Raw genomic sequence first — 15095 nt, 5'->3', positions numbered from 1 at the left:
AGGAAAAACCACAGACATGGCAACGAGCAATCCGGCGTTCAAGAACCCGGCATTCACCCAGTCGAACGCGATGGCCGCGCAGACGGCAAGCGCGTCCGAACTTCAGGACATGTACAACCGTCCGGCAGCAGGCCCCGTCACCGCTGACCGGATGACCATCGAAGACACCATCGTCAAGAGCGCTATCGCGTTCGGCATCCTGGTCGTCGGCGCTGTCGCCGGCTGGGCTCTCGGTGCAACAATGCCAGCTCTCGTCTTCGGGGCGGCGATCATCGGCTTCGTCCTCGCCCTGGTCAACACCTTCAAAAAGGAACCGTCCGCTCCGCTGATCCTTGCCTACGCTGCCATGCAGGGTGTCTTCGTTGGTGGCATTTCGTACATCTTCGAGCAGACGTGGTCCGGCGTTGTCGTCCAGGCCGTTGTCGCCACGCTCGTCGTCGTCGGTGTGACCCTCGCCCTGTTCGCGAGCGGAAAGATCCGCGCGTCGAAGAAGGCCACGAAGATCTTCCTCATCGCGATGGTCGGTTACCTCGTCTTCTCGCTTGTCAACGTCGGCATGCAGATGTTCGGCCTGACCGACAACCCGTTCGGCCTCCGTGGCGCTGAAATTGCGGGTATCCCGCTCGGCCTCATCCTCGGTGTGCTCTGCGTGATCATGGGTGCATACTCCCTCGTGCTGGACTTCGACTTCATCCAGCGTGGCGTGCAGAACCGCGCCCCTCGCAAGTTCGGCTGGTCAGGCGCATTCGGCATCATGGTCACGGTCATCTGGCTGTACCTTGAGATCCTGCGCATGCTCGCCATCACGCGCGAGTAACAACGTTCATCCGACAGCCCCTGGGCCACCGTTTTGCGGTGATCCAGGGGCTTTCTTCTTCCCCCGCAATCATCACGTCTGAGGCACCATGGCACGTCGACCATCCACCCATCCCCCGCGTCTCGACACTCTTCGCACTGTGGAGCGGTCACCAGGCGACGCCGACAGCCTCGACACCGACGATGACCGCGAGCTCGAGGAATTCGTCGGCATCGACCTCAGCGACAGGGACCTGTCCGGCATCACCCTCCGCGAATGCTCGCTCGAGGATGTGACGCTCACCGACACCAACCTGCGCGGGTCGCGAGTGATCGAAACCGTGCTCACCGGCATCAACGCCCCGATCCTGCGATCCAGCCGCTCAACCTGGCGCGACGTCATGGTGAACCGGTCACGAATCGGCTCAGGCGAACTCTTCGACGCAACCTGGCAGTCCGTTCGCATCTCTGTCAGCAAGCTCGGCTACGTCAATCTCCGCGGCTCATCCCTCACCGACGTGCTGTTTGAGGATTGCACCATCGACGAGCTCGATCTCGGCGGCGCAACGGCTACCCGCGTTGCATTCACCAACACTCGAGTTCAGACGCTGGACCTGACCCGAGCTGCGCTCACCCACGTCGACCTGCGCGGACTCGAGTTCCAGGCGATCCACGGGCTTGAAGGGCTCAAGGGCGCCACGGTGAGCGAGTATCAACTCAGCGAGCTGGCGCCACTCTTCGCCACCCACCTGGGGATCCTGGTGGAGGGGTAGCCCGTTCAGCTGACCTTCTCGCCACCGCGTCGCTGCCGGGAGCGGTACGCGGCAACGTGCATACGATTGCCGCAGTTGCCGACGTCACAGTAGCGCTTGGACCGGTTGCGGGTCAGGTCGACGACGACCGCCGTGCAGTCATCGGCCGCACACTCGTGCAGCCGCTCGAGCTCCTTCGTTCGAACGAGGTCGATGATGGCCATTGCCGTCTCAACCTGCGCCCGGTGGGCGACAGGAGCGGACGCCTCGGTCGCGTGCACGTGCCAGTTCCAGTGGTCGTGCCTCACCAGCTGCGGCAGCGCCCTCGCCTCACGAAGAAGTTCATTGACGAGATCGACCACCCCGACCTCATCGCGGGTCCAGAATCCCCGCAACCGCCAACGCAGCGCTCGCATCTCCTCAAGCTCCGCCGTGTCCCCTGCGCGCGAGCCGGTGAACTCTACCCTGTCGAGGAACGCGACAAGCTGCTCTCCTGTCGATAGCTCGTCATTTCCACTGGCCGAGGCTCCTGGCAGTGTATTGATCAGCGCAGCCGTCGACACAAGAGACACCTCGGTGTCATAGGCAAAAAGCATGTTGACTCCTGACAGCACCCGGGTTTAGTGTCATGACCATAACCCAGTTTACTCCTGACAGGAAGAAGTGGCTCTCCCGCGGTCACGCTCACATAATGACAATTTCTTCTACGGACACCATGACAACGGATGCCACTCGGCTCGCGCGGCGAGGACAGGCGACCGGTATCGCCATCGCACTCTCGAGCGCACTGATGTTCGCGCTGAGCGGCCCATTCGCAAAGTCGCTTCTGGATGCGGGCTGGTCGCCGGGGGCCGCCGTGCTCGTGCGAATCGGTGGAGCTGCGCTCGTGTTGCTGGTGCCGACCATCCTCTCGCTCCGTGGTCGCTGGCGCACCCTCCGTCGAAGCAGCAAGGTGATCGCCCTCTACGGCACCATCGCAATTGCCGGTGCCCAGGTGGGTTTCTTCAACGCCGTCTCCTACATGTCGGTCGGAGTTGCGCTGCTCATCGAGTACCTGGCACCGGTTTTGCTCGTCCTCCTCGTCTGGGCGCAGACCCGACGTCGCCCTGGCGTTCGCACGATCGTCGGCACTGTGATCGCGATCCTCGGCATGGTGCTCGTGCTTGACCTCACCGGCGCGCAGACCGTGCACCCCATCGGCGTCGCGTGGGCGCTGCTCGCCGCCGTCTCCCTCGCCACCTACTTCGTGCTCGGCACAAAGATCAGCGACGATCTTCCTCCGCTTGTGCTTGCAGGCGGCGGACTCGTGGTTGGAACCGTCGTTGTCGGCCTGTGCGGAGTGATCGGGCTCCTGCCACTCGCGTTCTCGGCGGCCGACGTCACAATGCTCAGCCTGCAGATGTCGTGGCTCGTGCCGATACTGTCGCTCGCCCTGATCTCCACGGCCGCGGCGTACGTCACAGGAATCCTCGCAACAGCGAAGCTCGGCACCCGCATCGCGTCGTTCGTCGGACTGTCGGAGGTCGTGTTCGCCGTGCTGGCGTCGTGGCTGCTGCTGGCTGAACTGCCCGGCGTCCTCCAACTGCTCGGTGGCCTCGGCATCCTCATCGGAGTGATCCTCGTGCGCGCCGACACCTACACGCCAGCTGCGGCGACCACGCGCACGAATCGCGTCACGCCGAGATAAGGACATCGCGCCCACAGAAGGACGAACGGAGCGCACGCGTCCTTTTCTCGGCCCTTTTTCCTTGTCTCGCCCCTGACCCGTTGCACCGAAAAAGGGCCAGCTCAGTGAGCCGGCCCTTTTCGCGTCAGTGTTTGAGCTCAGGAGAGGATGATCGGCTTTCCGCCGCCACCTCTACTCCCACTCAATGGTTCCCGGTGGCTTCGACGTGACGTCGAGCACGACGCGGTTCACGCCGTCCACCTCGTTGGTGATGCGGTTCGAGATCTTCGCGAGCACGTCGTACGGCAGGCGCGTCCAGTCCGCCGTCATGGCGTCCTCTGAACTGACAGGACGAAGCACGATCGGGTGGCCGTAGGTTCGGCCATCGCCCTGCACGCCCACCGAGCGAACGTCGGCGAGAAGTACGACGGGGCACTGCCAGATTTCGTTGTCGAGACCGGCGGCAGAGAGTTCGAAGCGAGCGATAGCATCCGCTTTGCGAAGCAATTCCAGACGCTCAGCGGTGACCTCACCGACGATGCGGATTCCGAGGCCGGGGCCGGGGAAGGGCTGGCGGCCGACGATGACCTCGGGCAGGCCGAGTTCGCGGCCGATCGCGCGGACCTCGTCCTTGAACAGGGTACGCAGCGGCTCGACCAGTTCGAAGGTGAGGTCGTCTGGCAGGCCACCGACGTTGTGGTGGCTCTTGATGTTCGCGGTGCCGGTTCCTCCACCGGACTCGACGACGTCGGGGTACAGAGTGCCCTGAACGAGGAATGCGATCGGGTCGCCGTCATCTTCGAGGGATTCGGCGATGAGGTCGGCCTGGGCCTTCTCGAAGGTGCGAATGAACTCACGGCCGATGATCTTGCGCTTGGTCTCGGGGTCGCTGACTCCGGCGAGCGCGTTGAGGAACTGCTCGCGGGCGTCAATCGTAATAAGACGGATGCCTGTGGCTGCGACGTAGTCTTCCTCAACCTGCTTGCGCTCATCCTGGCGCAGCAGACCGTGGTCGACGAAGACACAGACGAGCTGGTCGCCGACGGCCTTGTGCACGAGAGCGGCCGCGACAGCTGAATCGACTCCACCGGAGAGGCCACAGATGACCTTCCCTGTGCCGATCTGAGCCTGGATCCGTTCAACCTGCTCGGCGATGACATTGCCTGGATTCCAGTCGGACGGGATGCCGGCGGCGCGGTGCAGGAAGTTCTCGAGCACGTTCTGGCCGTACGCTGAGTGCTTCACCTCGGGGTGCCACTGCACGCCGTAGAACTTGCGCTCGTCGTTGCCGAACGCCGCAACCGGGGTCGACGCGGTCGATGCGAGAACTGTGAAGCCCTCGGGTGCTTTGGCGACCGAGTCGCCGTGGCTCATCCACACGGTCTGATCGGCTGGCTGCCCGTCGAGCAGAACACCACCATCAGGAACGAGGGCAGCGTCGGTCGATCCGTACTCACGAAGACCGGTGTTGGCGACCTCGCCGCCGAGGGCGCGAGCCATCACCTGGAAGCCGTAGCAAATGCCGAGCGTGGGAACCTCGAGGTCGAAGATGTCGTTGTCGAGGGCGGGAGCGCCCTCTTCGTAGACACTCGACGGACCGCCAGACAACACGATGCCGACCGGGTTCTTCTCGGCGACCTCCGCTGCGCTGATCGAGTGCGGCACGATCTCGGAGTAGACGCCCGCTTCGCGAACGCGGCGGGCAATGAGCTGGGCGTACTGGGCGCCGAAGTCGACGACGAGAACGGGGCGGGCGTTGGTTGCCTGCTCGTTAATGAGATGCCTCCACAGAGTTCGATGATGGTGAAGCAGAAGATGCGGATGCTGTTCGCTCGGCACGCGCGGCGAGGTACGTCCGCACCTCCCGGGCAATCCGTGTCTCCAGGAAGAACGAAAGTCCGGGCACGATGCCACCGCTTGCGAGCAGGAGCAGGCGCGGGAACTCCCAGCGCATCATGCTCCACAGCCGGAAGTTGCTGAACAGGTAGAGCACGTAGAACCAACCGTGGGCGATGAGGATACCTGTGGAGAGGTTCACGGCCTGCGCGGTTCCGGTCGGCACGAACGCGAGGAAACCGTAGGCACCTCCGAGCTCGAGTTCCAGCCCGAACGCGTACTTCATCACCATCTCAGCGCAGAGCGCGAGCAGCATGGCACCGGTGATGATCGAAGCGATCTGGTAAAACTTCAGCGCGCCGGCGATTCGCGGTAAATCGCTCTCGCGAGGTTCTAGTGGCATGGCTCTAGTCTACGTGCCCGTTTCCTGTGCGTTCGAGCTCGGCTTCCTCGTCACGCCGCGACTTCGCGTCCTTCACCAGGTGGAACCAGACGAACACCGCGAACCCGGCGAACACGATCCACTCGATGGCGTAGAAGATGTTGAGCCAGTTGAGGCTGACCTCCTCCACGACAGCGGGAGCGTCGATAACCGTCAAGGTTTCCGGCGCATCGTCCGAGACAACGTACCCGTTATAGACGGGCCGATCGCCGAGCTCGCTCCAGATGTTGACGAACGCGGCCGTCGACATCGTGGTGAGCTCAAACGGGTCGCTGTCCTCGTCAGGCAGCTCCGGAGCCTGAGACGCGTTCAAACGGCCCGCAATTTTGACTGCGGATGCCTCGGCGCCGGCGTTGAGGTCGGCTGCCACTTCGTCAGCCACCTCCCTCTCCTCGGTCCAGCCGAGTGCGACAGCAATGGAGGCCTCTGGTTCCGTTTCCGTGACCAGGTGGCCTGTCACCCAATACCCTGTTCGGTCAAGGTTCACTCGGTTCGACACCACGAGGAAGTCACCGGGAACATAGGTTCCGGTGACCTCGACGAGCTGGCCGATCACACTGTCCCTCAGCGAACCACCGGTTTCGGCGACGTCTTCCAGGGCGCGCGTTCGTTCGGTCGGCTGGTCGACGGTCTCCGTCGAGATCACAGCCCGCTCGAGCTGCCACTGGCCGAGCCAGGCAAACGCACCCGAGACGAGGAGTGCAAGCAGCAGCATCGCGATCCAGCGCGGCTCGAGCATGGTGCGGAATAGCGTCTTCGGGGGTTCGACTGTGCCCGAAGGCACCGGGGTGTTGCTAGTAATCGTCGTCTCGCTTCGTCGGATCTGGCTTCGTGTCGGTCGAGTTCATGGCTTGTTCCACGATGCGATCGACAACACGGGCCGTTTTTGTGGGGTTTGGTGCCGCGTCACCGCTCGTCGCCGCTTCGACGAGCGCGATTTCTTCGGCAAGCATCGGGTCAACGGGCCGGGCCGGTGTCTTGCGTTTCGTACGGAGAACAGCGGCACCGATGCGCTCCGAGTTCGAGGCGAGCAGCGGGCCCATCACACTGACGACGAGAACGTACAACCCCGCAAACGGCTGCAGGCGCGGGTCGAGTCCGGCGGTGAGAGCGAGGATCGCCAGGATGAGCGCGAACTCGCCTCGGTTCATGAGGATCGCCGCCGCGTTGATGCCGGCCTGGGCGCTGAAGCCGTACAGCCTCGCCATGAATTGCCCGGCAACGACGTTGAGCACAAGAGTGAGAACCACCGCAACGATCACTGGCCAGATCACGAGCGGGAACTCCGTTGGATCAAGACCAAGACCGAAGTTGAGGAAGAAGAAGGCGCCGAAAACATCCCGGAGCGGCACGGCGACGTGTTCAATCTTGGCGCTGTACCTGGTGGCGCCGAGCACGAGCCCGATGAGGAACGCGCCAATCGCGTCGCTGACGCCCAGCACCTCGCCGAGTCCGCCGAAGAGCACAGCGAGCCCGAAGAACAGGATGGTGAACAGTTCGTCGTCTTTGGTGCGGAATAGCCGCCCGACGAAGGCGCCTCCCCAACGTGCGATGGTGAACATCACAACGAGGAAGGTGAAGGCGATGGCGAGTTTGCCCGCGACGAGCCACGGTTCGTTCTCGCCGCTCAGGATGACAGACACGATCGCCAGGTAGATCGCAAGGAAGATGTCCTGCACGACAGTCACGCCGAGGATCATTGGCGTCTCGCGGTTGGCGAGACGCCTCAGCTCGATGAGGAGCTTCGTGACGATTGCGCTCGAGGAGGTGCCGATGATTCCGGCGATGATGAGCGCTTCCTTGGTTCCCCAACCGAGTGCAAACCCGAAGATCAGGCCGGCACCCATCAGCAGCACCAAATAGGAACCGCCGGAGATCAGCAGCTTCCCCGCATTACCGAAGAACTCGTCCTGATCGAACTCGAGCCCCAGATTGAAGAGCAGGAGAAGGAGACCGAAGACCGCGATGAGTTCGATGTAGTCGCTGCGGAAGTTGAGCGGAAACCACCCGTTGTTCGGGCTCGCCAGAAAACCAACGACCATGTAGATCGGAATCGCCGGCAAGCCGATGGTCTTGCCGGCCCGGCCCAGGATGTACGCGCCAATCAGCAGGGTGCCGAGAACGACGAGGTTCGTTCCCAGATCAGGGACTGCTGCTGCGGTGATCATGCGGGTCGAACTCCCGGCGGACCGTCAGCGGAACCGCCAAGCCGGGACGCACCGGTGCGGAAGAATGCGAAAGCTTTGGCGACCTTTTCCGGGCTGCCAGCAACGACAAGGGTGTCTCCCGGGAACACACGGAAGTCGACGCTCGGTGCCGGGTTCGCCGATTCACCACGCACAACGGCGACGACGGTGAGGCCGACGATGCCCCGGTCAGCGGGATCGCCGAGGGGCTGCCCAGCAATATGGTCGTCGTAATCGACGGTGAACCAGTCGATACTGAGCCCTGGGATCTGGTCGAGCGCGGTGAGGGACTCGGTGATTTGCGTGCCGCCAAGCAGTTCGGCAAGGGTGTGCGCCTCGTCTTCGCTGAGCCGCAGCGATACCTTGCTGGCGTCAGAGCCGTCCTCATCATCGGCGAACGTGATGAGGTCGCTGTGTCCTGAGCGGTGTGCGATGACACCGACCTTGCCCCCGTCGGCGGTGATGAAGGTATGCAGCACTCCCACACCGGGAAGTTTTACCCGCCGAACGTCAACCATTGCCGGACTCCTAGGGTTGTGGGAAGTCCGCCCAGTCTATCGGAGCGCCGAAGCCGGTTCAGAGGCTAACGGGATCGCCGTTCACAGCCGACTGGCCCGTCCACAGCGTGAACGGGCCAGTCCGAGCATCGAAACAGATGCCTGCTCTACCGAGCGACGATGTCAGGTGCTTCCAGTCGAATCCGATCGGCCGACTCATCGTCGGGCTGCTCCTGCGACGCGCGTTCGGCCGCCACTCGCTTGAGGTAGACAGCGACCTCGTGTTCCGCGCGCTCATCGTCCCAGCCGAGCACCCCTGCCATCAGTTTCGCGGCAACGGGCGCGGCCGACACTCCGCGGTCCCATGCCTCGATCGAGATTCGGGTGCGTCGGGCGAGCACGTCCTCCAGGTGCAGAGCGCCCTCGTGTGAAGCGGCGTACACGACCTCGGCTCCGATATAGTCATCGGCTCCCGGCAACGCTTCGCCGAGTTCCGGACGCTCGCGGATGAGGTCGAGCAGCTCGTCGGTCAGCACTCCGTAACGGTTGAGCAGGTGCTCGATCCGCACGGTGTGCACACCGAAGGCCCTGGCAATTTTGGCCCGCTTGTTCCATGCGGCCTGATATCCCTCGGCACCGATGAGAGCAATGTTCTCGGTCGTTGAGGCGGGAACCTTCCCGTCGAGCGCATCCGCGGCCGCGTCGATCGCGTCCTTGGCCATCACGCGGTACGTCGTCCACTTACCACCGGCGATCACCACGAGGCCGGGAACCGAGTGCGCGACGAGGTGTTCACGGGACAGCTTCGACGTCTGATCACTCTCGCCTGCGAGCAACGGACGCAGGCCAGCGTAGACACCCTCGACGTCATCGCGCGTCAGGGGTACGGCGAGAATTTTGTTCACGTGCTCGAGCAGGTAGTCGATGTCCGCTGCGGTCGCCGCGGGGTGTGCTTTATCGAGGTCCCAGTCGGTGTCTGTTGTGCCAATGATCCAGTGTCGACCCCACGGGATGACGAACAGCACGCTCTTCTCGGTGCGCAGCAGCAGCCCCATGGTGGACTGGAATCGATCGCGCGGCACGAGAAGGTGGATACCCTTTGACGCGCGCACCTTGAACTGGCCACGCTCGCCGACCATGGCCTGCGTGTCATCGGTCCAGACGCCCGTCGCGTTGACGACTTGTTTTGCTCGAACCTCGAAGCGCTCTCCGGTTTGCAGGTCGTGTGCCTTCACACCGACGACACGCTGACCGACCTTGAGAAATCCTTCGACCCGGACCCGGCTGGCCGCGTGTGCACCATACGACGATGCCGTGCGCACGAGTGTTGAGGTGTAGCGCGCATCATCGACTTGGGCGTCGTAATAAGTGATACCGCCGACGAAGGCGTTGTTGCGCAGCGACGGTATCGCGCGCTGGACCTGTCGTTTCAGAAGGTGCCGGTGATGAGGGACCCCGGGCGGCCGGCCACCCGTGTAGCTGAAGATGTCGTAGAGCAGCATTCCTGCTCCGATGTACAAGCGCTCGAAGAGCGGACGGTTCAGGGGGTAGAGGAACCGAACCGGCTTCACCAGGTGCGGCGCGATGCGCTGCAGCAGAAGGCCGCGTTCGATCAGGGCTTCCCGCACGAGCCGGAAATCGAGCTGTTCGAGGTAGCGGATTCCACCGTGAACGAGCTTCGATGAGCGACTCGAGGTTCCGCTCGCCCAGTCACGTGCTTCCAGGATCCCGGTGGAGAGTCCGCGGGTGATCGAGTCGAGTGCCGCACCCGTTCCGACGATGCCACCGCCAACCACGAGCACGTCGAGCTCTTTTGTTTTGAGAGCCTGAATGGCTGCGGCCCGCTCGTCAGGGCCAAGCTTTGTCGAGTGCGAAACGGTGTTCGAATTGGCCATTGTGATCTCCCCCGACGACCGAGCCTGTCACGATCATCGGACCCGCATTGGTGGGTGGCACCGACAGGCTACGCCACACCTCTTCCTTCGAAGCTAATGCACCCGTTCGGTGCTGACAACAGGTTGCACCATGGATTGATCTGCGAGCGCCACCCCCTTAACATCGGCGATGCTCTGTGCTCGACTCGAGGAACAGCGCCTGGTCAGGCGCGTATGTCCAAAAGCGAGGAATCTCATGGCATCAATCGCAGCGAACATCGTCGATACGCTTCAGGCCAGCGGAGTGCAACGTGTGTACGGCATCCCCGGAGACTCACTTAATGGGTTCACCGAGGCGCTTCGTGGTGAAGGCAAACCCGAGTGGGTGCACGTGCGCCACGAGGAGGCTGCCGCACTTGCCGCGTCCGCCGAAGCCGGGCTCACCGGGCAGATCGCCGTCTGCGCTGCGAGCTGTGGACCTGGCAACCTTCACTTCATCAACGGCCTCTACGACGCTCAGCGATCCCGGGTCCCAGTGCTCGCCATCGCCGCGCACATTCCAAGCGGTGAGATCGGCAGCGGCTATTTTCAGGAAACGCATCCGCAGGAACTCTTCCGCGAATGCAGCGTCTACTGCGAGCTCGTCGGTTCACCCGAACAGATGCCTCGCATGCTCGAGATTGCGATGCGTACAGCTGTCGAAAAGAAAGGCGTCGCCGTTCTGGTGATTCCAGGTGACATCCTCCAGGCCAAAGCGGAAAACACACGGGTCGCGGCGATCAGGCCCACCGAGAGTTCCGTGCTGCCGAGTGCCGACGGGCTGGCCGAAGCCGCCAGGCTCCTCAACGATGCCAGCAAGGTCACCATCCTGGCGGGAGCGGGTGTCGCCGGAGCGCACGGCGACGTTCTTGCCCTGGCTGAGGCCCTCGGCGCCCCGATCGTTCACGCCCTCCGCGGCAAGGAACACATCGAGTACGACAACCCGTTCGATGTGGGGATGACGGGACTGCTCGGCTTCAGCTCGGGCTATCGCGCCATGGAGAACTGCGACGCGTTGCTCATGCTCGGCACCGATTTCCCCTACCAGCAGTTCTTTCCTGACGGAGCCGTCAAAATTCAGGTTGACGTGCGCGGCGAACAGCTCGGCAGGCGCACACCTCTCGACCTCGGCCTGGTTGGCACGGTGCGCGACACAGCTCGAGCCCTCGTCACACTCGTTCGGCACAAGGATGATCGCGAGCATCTCGACTCGTCGGTGAAGCACTACCGCAAGGCGCGGAAGGGCCTCGACGAATTAGCCACAAACGATCGGAACCGAGCGCCGATACATCCCCAGTACCTCGCGAGACTGGTAGATGAGCTGGCAACCGATGATGCTGTCTTTATTCCGGATGTCGGTTCACCCGTCGTGTGGGCATGCCGATACCTCACGATGAACGGGAAGCGCCGCATGATCGGCTCGTTCACCCACGGCACTATGGCCAATTCCGTTTCGCAGGCGATCGGCGCCCAGGCATCGCACCCTGGCCGGCAAGTGGTCGCGCTTGCTGGCGACGGCGGACTCACGATGCTTCTCGGTGAGTTGATCACCCTGACGCAGAACAAACTGCCTGTGAAGGTGGTCGTGTTCAACAACTCGTCGCTGAACTTCGTCGAATTGGAGATGAAGGCGGCTGGGCTGGTCAACTACGGTACAGAACTCACCAATCCGAACTTCGCCGACGTGGCGAAGGCGATGGGAATCCACGGTCAGCGCGTCGAACGGCCGGACGACCTGCCAGACGCCCTCCGTGCGGCGTTCGCCCATGACGGGCCTGCGCTCATCGATGTGGTGACGGCACGGCAGGAGCTTTCACTCCCACCGACGATCACCGCAGAGCAGGCGAGCGGCTTCACCCTCTACGCCATCCGCACTGTTCTGTCCGGGCGCGGTGAGGAGCTCGTCGACCTTGCACACACCAACGTCGTGCGGCGGATCCTGAAGTAGGGGTTCCGCTCGCCCGGTGGTGCGCCTAGTTGGAGCGGTACGGGGCGAGCACAACCTCAACCCGCTGGAACTCCTTAAGGTCCGAGTACCCGGTGGTTGCCATCGAGCGGCGAAGCGCTCCGACGAGGTTGGCTTTACCGTCAGCGACGGTAGCCGGTCCATAGAGGACCTCCTCGAGGGTTCCGATCTGCCCAACCTCGACACGCTTTCCGCGTGGGAGCTGGGAGTGGTACGCCTCGGTACCCCAGTGGTACCCGCCCCCAGGCGCGTCGGTGGCGCGAGCGAGGGTGGTGCCGAGCATGACAGCATCCGCTCCACATGCAACGGCTTTGACGATATCACCGGCTGTGCCGAGACCACCGTCAGCGATCACGTGCACGTAACGTCCGCCTGACTCGTCCATGTAGTCGCGGCGAGCGCCGGCGATGTCGGCGACCGCTGTGGCCATCGGAGCGTGGATACCGAGGGTGGCGCGGGTTGTCGATGCCGCTCCCCCGCCGAAACCGACGAGGACACCGGCTGCTCCGGTGCGCATGAGGTGAAGTGCTGCCGTGTATGTGGCTGCGCCTCCCACGATGACCGGAACGTCGAGCTCGTAGATGAACTCCTTAAGGTTGAGCGGCTCCTGGTTCCGGGAGACGTGCTCAGCCGACACGGTTGTTCCACGGATGACGAACAGGTCAACTCCCGCGGCGACAACGGTTTCGTGAAGTTCCTTCGTGCGCTGCGGCGATAGTGCTCCGGCGACGGTGACACCGGCGGCGCGAATCTCCGCGAGGCGCTGGGTCACCAGCTCGGGCTTGATCGGCTCGGAGTAGATCTCCTGCATCCGGGCGGTCGCACTGTCGGCGTGCAGCCCACGGATTTCGGCGAGCAGCGGCTCAGGGTTCTCGTACCGCGTCCAGAGACCTTCGAGGTCGAGCACACCGACTCCGCCGAGCTTGCCCATCATGATGGCGGTCTCAGGCGAAACCACCGAGTCCATCGGCGCCGCGAGGATCGGAATGTCGAAGGAGTATGCGTCGATCGACCAGGCAACCGAAACGTCTTCGGGGTCCCTCGTCCGCCTGGACGGGACTACCGCGATGTCATCGAAGGCATATGCCCGGCGTGCGCGCTTGGATGCGCCGATCTCAGTTTCCATACTCACCCCTCCACCCTACCGTTCGCTGCTTTCTCGCTCGGTCGTCGCGGCGCTGGATTGTCGAATTTTGGAACCGGCAAGCCGGCACGGGTTGGCGCACACGCAAAAACCCGCACGCGTCCAGGACGCGTGCGGGTTTGTGGAATCGGGTTATCAGCGGCTGTAGTTCGGCGCTTCGACGACGATCTGCACGTCGTGCGGGTGCGATTCCTTGAGGCCGGCCGACGTGATCCGAACGAACTTGCCCTTGCTCTTGAGCTCCTCGATCGTGCGCGCACCAACGTAGAACATCGACTGGCGGAGGCCGCCGATGAGCTGGTACGCGACAGACGACAGCGGACCGCGGTACGGCACCTGTCCTTCGATGCCCTCGGGGATCAACTTGTCGTCGCTCGGAACGTCGGACTGGAAATACCTGTCCTTCGAGTAGGACGTCTTCTCGCCACGGGTCTGGAGTGCGCCAAGCGATCCCATTCCGCGGTACATCTTGAACTGCTTGCCGTTGACGAAGACCAGCTCGCCCGGGCTCTCGTCGCAACCGGCGAGGAGAGAGCCGAGCATGACCGTGTCAGCACCAGCGACGAGCGCCTTGGCGATGTCACCCGAGTACTGCAGGCCGCCGTCCGCGATGACCGGAACGCCGTACTCACGAGCGGCGAGGGAAGCCTGGTACACGGCGGTGATCTGCGGCACTCCAACACCGGCGACAACGCGGGTGGTGCAGATCGAACCTGGGCCGACTCCGACCTTCACCGCGTCGGCTCCAGCCTCAGCGATGGCCTTGGCGCCGTCGCGGGTCGCCACGTTTCCGCCGATCACGTCGACGCCAGCAAACGCCCTGTCTGCCTTGAGCTTGCGCACGATGTCGAGGACACCAGCCGAGTCTCCGTTGGCCGTGTCCACAACGAGCACATCGACTCCGGCGTCGAGGAGAGCGCCGGCACGCTGCCAGGCGTCACCGAAGAACCCGATGGCCGCCCCAACGCGCAGTCGACCGGAGTCGTCCTTGGTGGCGAGCGGGTACTTCTCGCGCTTGTCGAAGTCCTTCACGGTGATCAGGCCCTTGAGCTTGCCTGCAGCGTCAACGAGGGGCAGCTTTTCGATGCGGTGCTCGGCCAGGATCGCGATCGCGTCTTCCGGCGTGATGCCGACAGGTGCCGTGATCAGAGGCATGCGGGTCATGACGGCGCTTGCGGGCGTTGTCGCCTTTTCCTGCGGAGCAACGAACCGCATGTCGCGGTTGGTGATGATGCCGACCAAAACACCGTCCGAGTCGATCACGGGAAGACCGGAGACACGGAAGTTGCGGCACAGCGCATCGACTTCGGCAACCGTCGCTGTGGCTGTCGTGGTCACGGGGTTGGTGATCATCCCGGACTCGCTGCGCTTGACGAGGTCGACCTGTTCGGCCTGATCGCCGATCGACAGGTTGCGGTGCAGGATGCCGATTCCGCCCTGGCGTGCCATCGCGACGGCCATGCGCGATTCAGTCACAGTGTCCATGGCGCTCGAGAGCAGTGGAGTCGCGACGGTGATGCGCTTAGTCAGGCGCGAAAAAGTCTCCGCCTCACTTGGAATGACGTCGGTGTGCCCTGGGAGCAGGAGCACATCATCATAGGTGAGCCCGACGAAGCCAAATGGGTCTGAGGTTTCCATTGCATCCCTTCACAGAAGCGCTGATTACCGGCGTCTGTAGCTGACGGATGCCACCGAAAAGCGAGCATCGGACCGGTAGTTAATGCTAACCGCAGAAAGGTAACGATTATGCCCGTGCGGTTCGACATTGATGTGAGGAATACCCATGTACGAAACATGTAGGTCATAATCGGGTCGTATCGTCAAACGGAGCCGTTCGGCGAAGAACCACAAGGAGACCTGGCGGTCTCTTCACTCGAGGGACCTGGCGGTCCCGTTCT

The 15095-nt window shown here is 63.2% G+C and carries 13 protein-coding genes; 4 read left to right on the top strand and 9 right to left on the bottom strand.

What is annotated here, in order from left to right; translation table 11 throughout:
• The first annotated feature begins 16 nt into the window (after positions 1 to 16).
• Positions 17 to 817 carry a Bax inhibitor-1/YccA family protein gene (locus D9V28_RS00770; protein WP_121657824.1) on the top strand — a complete coding sequence of 267 codons (801 nt, stop codon included), beginning with the start codon at positions 17 to 19 and terminating at the stop codon, positions 815 to 817.
• Between the two features lie 88 nt (positions 818 to 905).
• On the top strand, positions 906 to 1568 hold the full coding sequence (locus D9V28_RS00765; protein WP_121657823.1) for a pentapeptide repeat-containing protein: 663 nt from the start codon (positions 906 to 908) through the stop codon (positions 1566 to 1568).
• Between the two features lie 5 nt (positions 1569 to 1573).
• On the opposite strand, the gene D9V28_RS00760 is transcribed toward D9V28_RS00765, so the two are convergent.
• Entirely contained in the window at positions 1574 to 2143 is a 570-nt protein-coding gene (locus D9V28_RS00760) for a CGNR zinc finger domain-containing protein (RefSeq protein ID WP_121658823.1), read from the bottom strand.
• A gap of 95 nt (positions 2144 to 2238) precedes the next feature.
• Here D9V28_RS00760 and D9V28_RS00755 point away from each other — a divergent pair, with 95 nt between their 5' ends.
• A complete protein-coding gene (locus D9V28_RS00755) occupies positions 2239 to 3234 on the top strand; it encodes an EamA family transporter (protein ID WP_183086382.1) in 996 nt (331 codons plus the stop codon).
• A 171-nt stretch (positions 3235 to 3405) separates the two neighbouring features.
• Here D9V28_RS00755 and guaA read toward each other — a convergent pair whose 3' ends face one another.
• From guaA to D9V28_RS00725, 6 genes are all read right to left on the bottom strand, one after another.
• Positions 3406 to 4989 carry a glutamine-hydrolyzing GMP synthase gene (gene guaA / locus D9V28_RS00750; RefSeq protein ID WP_121658822.1) on the bottom strand — a complete coding sequence of 528 codons (1584 nt, stop codon included), beginning with the start codon at positions 4987 to 4989 and terminating at the stop codon, positions 3406 to 3408.
• Complete coding sequence (locus tag D9V28_RS00745) at positions 4985 to 5452, bottom strand: DUF3817 domain-containing protein (RefSeq protein WP_121657821.1); 468 nt, start codon at positions 5450 to 5452, stop codon at positions 4985 to 4987. Before D9V28_RS00745 ends, guaA begins: the two co-directional genes overlap by 5 nt.
• A 4-nt stretch (positions 5453 to 5456) precedes the next feature.
• A complete protein-coding gene (locus D9V28_RS00740) occupies positions 5457 to 6275 on the bottom strand; it encodes an SURF1 family protein (protein WP_147440888.1) in 819 nt (272 codons plus the stop codon).
• Positions 6276 to 6285: 10 nt separating this feature from the next.
• Positions 6286 to 7659 carry a cation:proton antiporter gene (locus tag D9V28_RS00735; RefSeq protein ID WP_121657819.1) on the bottom strand — a complete coding sequence of 458 codons (1374 nt, stop codon included), beginning with the start codon at positions 7657 to 7659 and terminating at the stop codon, positions 6286 to 6288.
• Complete coding sequence (locus D9V28_RS00730) at positions 7656 to 8195, bottom strand: cation:proton antiporter regulatory subunit (protein WP_121657818.1); 540 nt, start codon at positions 8193 to 8195, stop codon at positions 7656 to 7658. The genes D9V28_RS00735 and D9V28_RS00730 overlap by 4 nt, the downstream gene beginning before the upstream one ends.
• Positions 8196 to 8341: 146 nt before the next feature.
• Positions 8342 to 10069: a glycerol-3-phosphate dehydrogenase/oxidase gene (locus D9V28_RS00725; protein ID WP_121657817.1), complete on the bottom strand. Its 1728-nt coding sequence runs from the start codon at positions 10067 to 10069 to the stop codon at positions 8342 to 8344.
• Between the two features lie 235 nt (positions 10070 to 10304).
• Between D9V28_RS00725 and poxB the strand changes: the two genes are divergently transcribed.
• Positions 10305 to 12035 (top strand): ubiquinone-dependent pyruvate dehydrogenase, encoded by a 1731-nt coding sequence (poxB, locus tag D9V28_RS00720; RefSeq protein WP_121657816.1) that lies wholly within the window; start codon positions 10305 to 10307, stop codon positions 12033 to 12035.
• A gap of 25 nt (positions 12036 to 12060) precedes the next feature.
• On the opposite strand, the gene D9V28_RS00715 is transcribed toward poxB, so the two are convergent.
• Both D9V28_RS00715 and guaB read right to left on the bottom strand, forming a co-directional pair.
• Positions 12061 to 13179, bottom strand: a complete 1119-nt coding sequence (locus D9V28_RS00715) for a GuaB3 family IMP dehydrogenase-related protein (RefSeq protein WP_121657815.1) — start codon at positions 13177 to 13179, stop codon at positions 12061 to 12063.
• Positions 13180 to 13332: 153 nt separating this feature from the next.
• Complete coding sequence (gene guaB / locus D9V28_RS00710; RefSeq protein WP_121657814.1) at positions 13333 to 14835, bottom strand: IMP dehydrogenase; 1503 nt, start codon at positions 14833 to 14835, stop codon at positions 13333 to 13335.
• Positions 14836 to 15095 lie beyond the last annotated feature (260 nt).

Origin of the sequence: Mycetocola zhadangensis, assembly GCF_003668565.1 — a bacterium.
Lineage (GTDB): Bacteria > Actinomycetota > Actinomycetes > Actinomycetales > Microbacteriaceae > Mycetocola_A > Mycetocola_A zhadangensis.
The sequence above is the reverse complement of the archived record's forward strand: the minus strand, read 5'-3'. Positions and strand labels throughout refer to the sequence as shown.

Bases quoted from the DNA above. Each gene is read 5' to 3' on its own strand.
- D9V28_RS00760 (WP_121658823.1), bottom strand. From the start codon at position 2,143: ATGCTTTTTGCCTATGACACCGAGGTGTCTCTTGTGTCGACGGCTGCG.
- D9V28_RS00725 (WP_121657817.1), bottom strand. From the start codon at position 10,069: ATGGCCAATTCGAACACCGTTTCGCACTCGACAAAGCTTGGCCCTGAC.
- guaB (WP_121657814.1), bottom strand. From the start codon at position 14,835: ATGGAAACCTCAGACCCATTTGGCTTCGTCGGGCTCACCTATGATGAT.
- D9V28_RS00765 (WP_121657823.1), top strand. From the start codon at position 906: ATGGCACGTCGACCATCCACCCATCCCCCGCGTCTCGACACTCTTCGC.
- D9V28_RS00730 (WP_121657818.1), bottom strand. From the start codon at position 8,195: ATGGTTGACGTTCGGCGGGTAAAACTTCCCGGTGTGGGAGTGCTGCAT.
- D9V28_RS00715 (WP_121657815.1), bottom strand. From the start codon at position 13,179: ATGGAAACTGAGATCGGCGCATCCAAGCGCGCACGCCGGGCATATGCC.
- D9V28_RS00735 (WP_121657819.1), bottom strand. From the start codon at position 7,659: ATGATCACCGCAGCAGCAGTCCCTGATCTGGGAACGAACCTCGTCGTT.
- D9V28_RS00755 (WP_183086382.1), top strand. From the start codon at position 2,239: ATGACAATTTCTTCTACGGACACCATGACAACGGATGCCACTCGGCTC.
- D9V28_RS00770 (WP_121657824.1), top strand. From the start codon at position 17: ATGGCAACGAGCAATCCGGCGTTCAAGAACCCGGCATTCACCCAGTCG.
- poxB (WP_121657816.1), top strand. From the start codon at position 10,305: ATGGCATCAATCGCAGCGAACATCGTCGATACGCTTCAGGCCAGCGGA.
- D9V28_RS00745 (WP_121657821.1), bottom strand. From the start codon at position 5,452: ATGCCACTAGAACCTCGCGAGAGCGATTTACCGCGAATCGCCGGCGCG.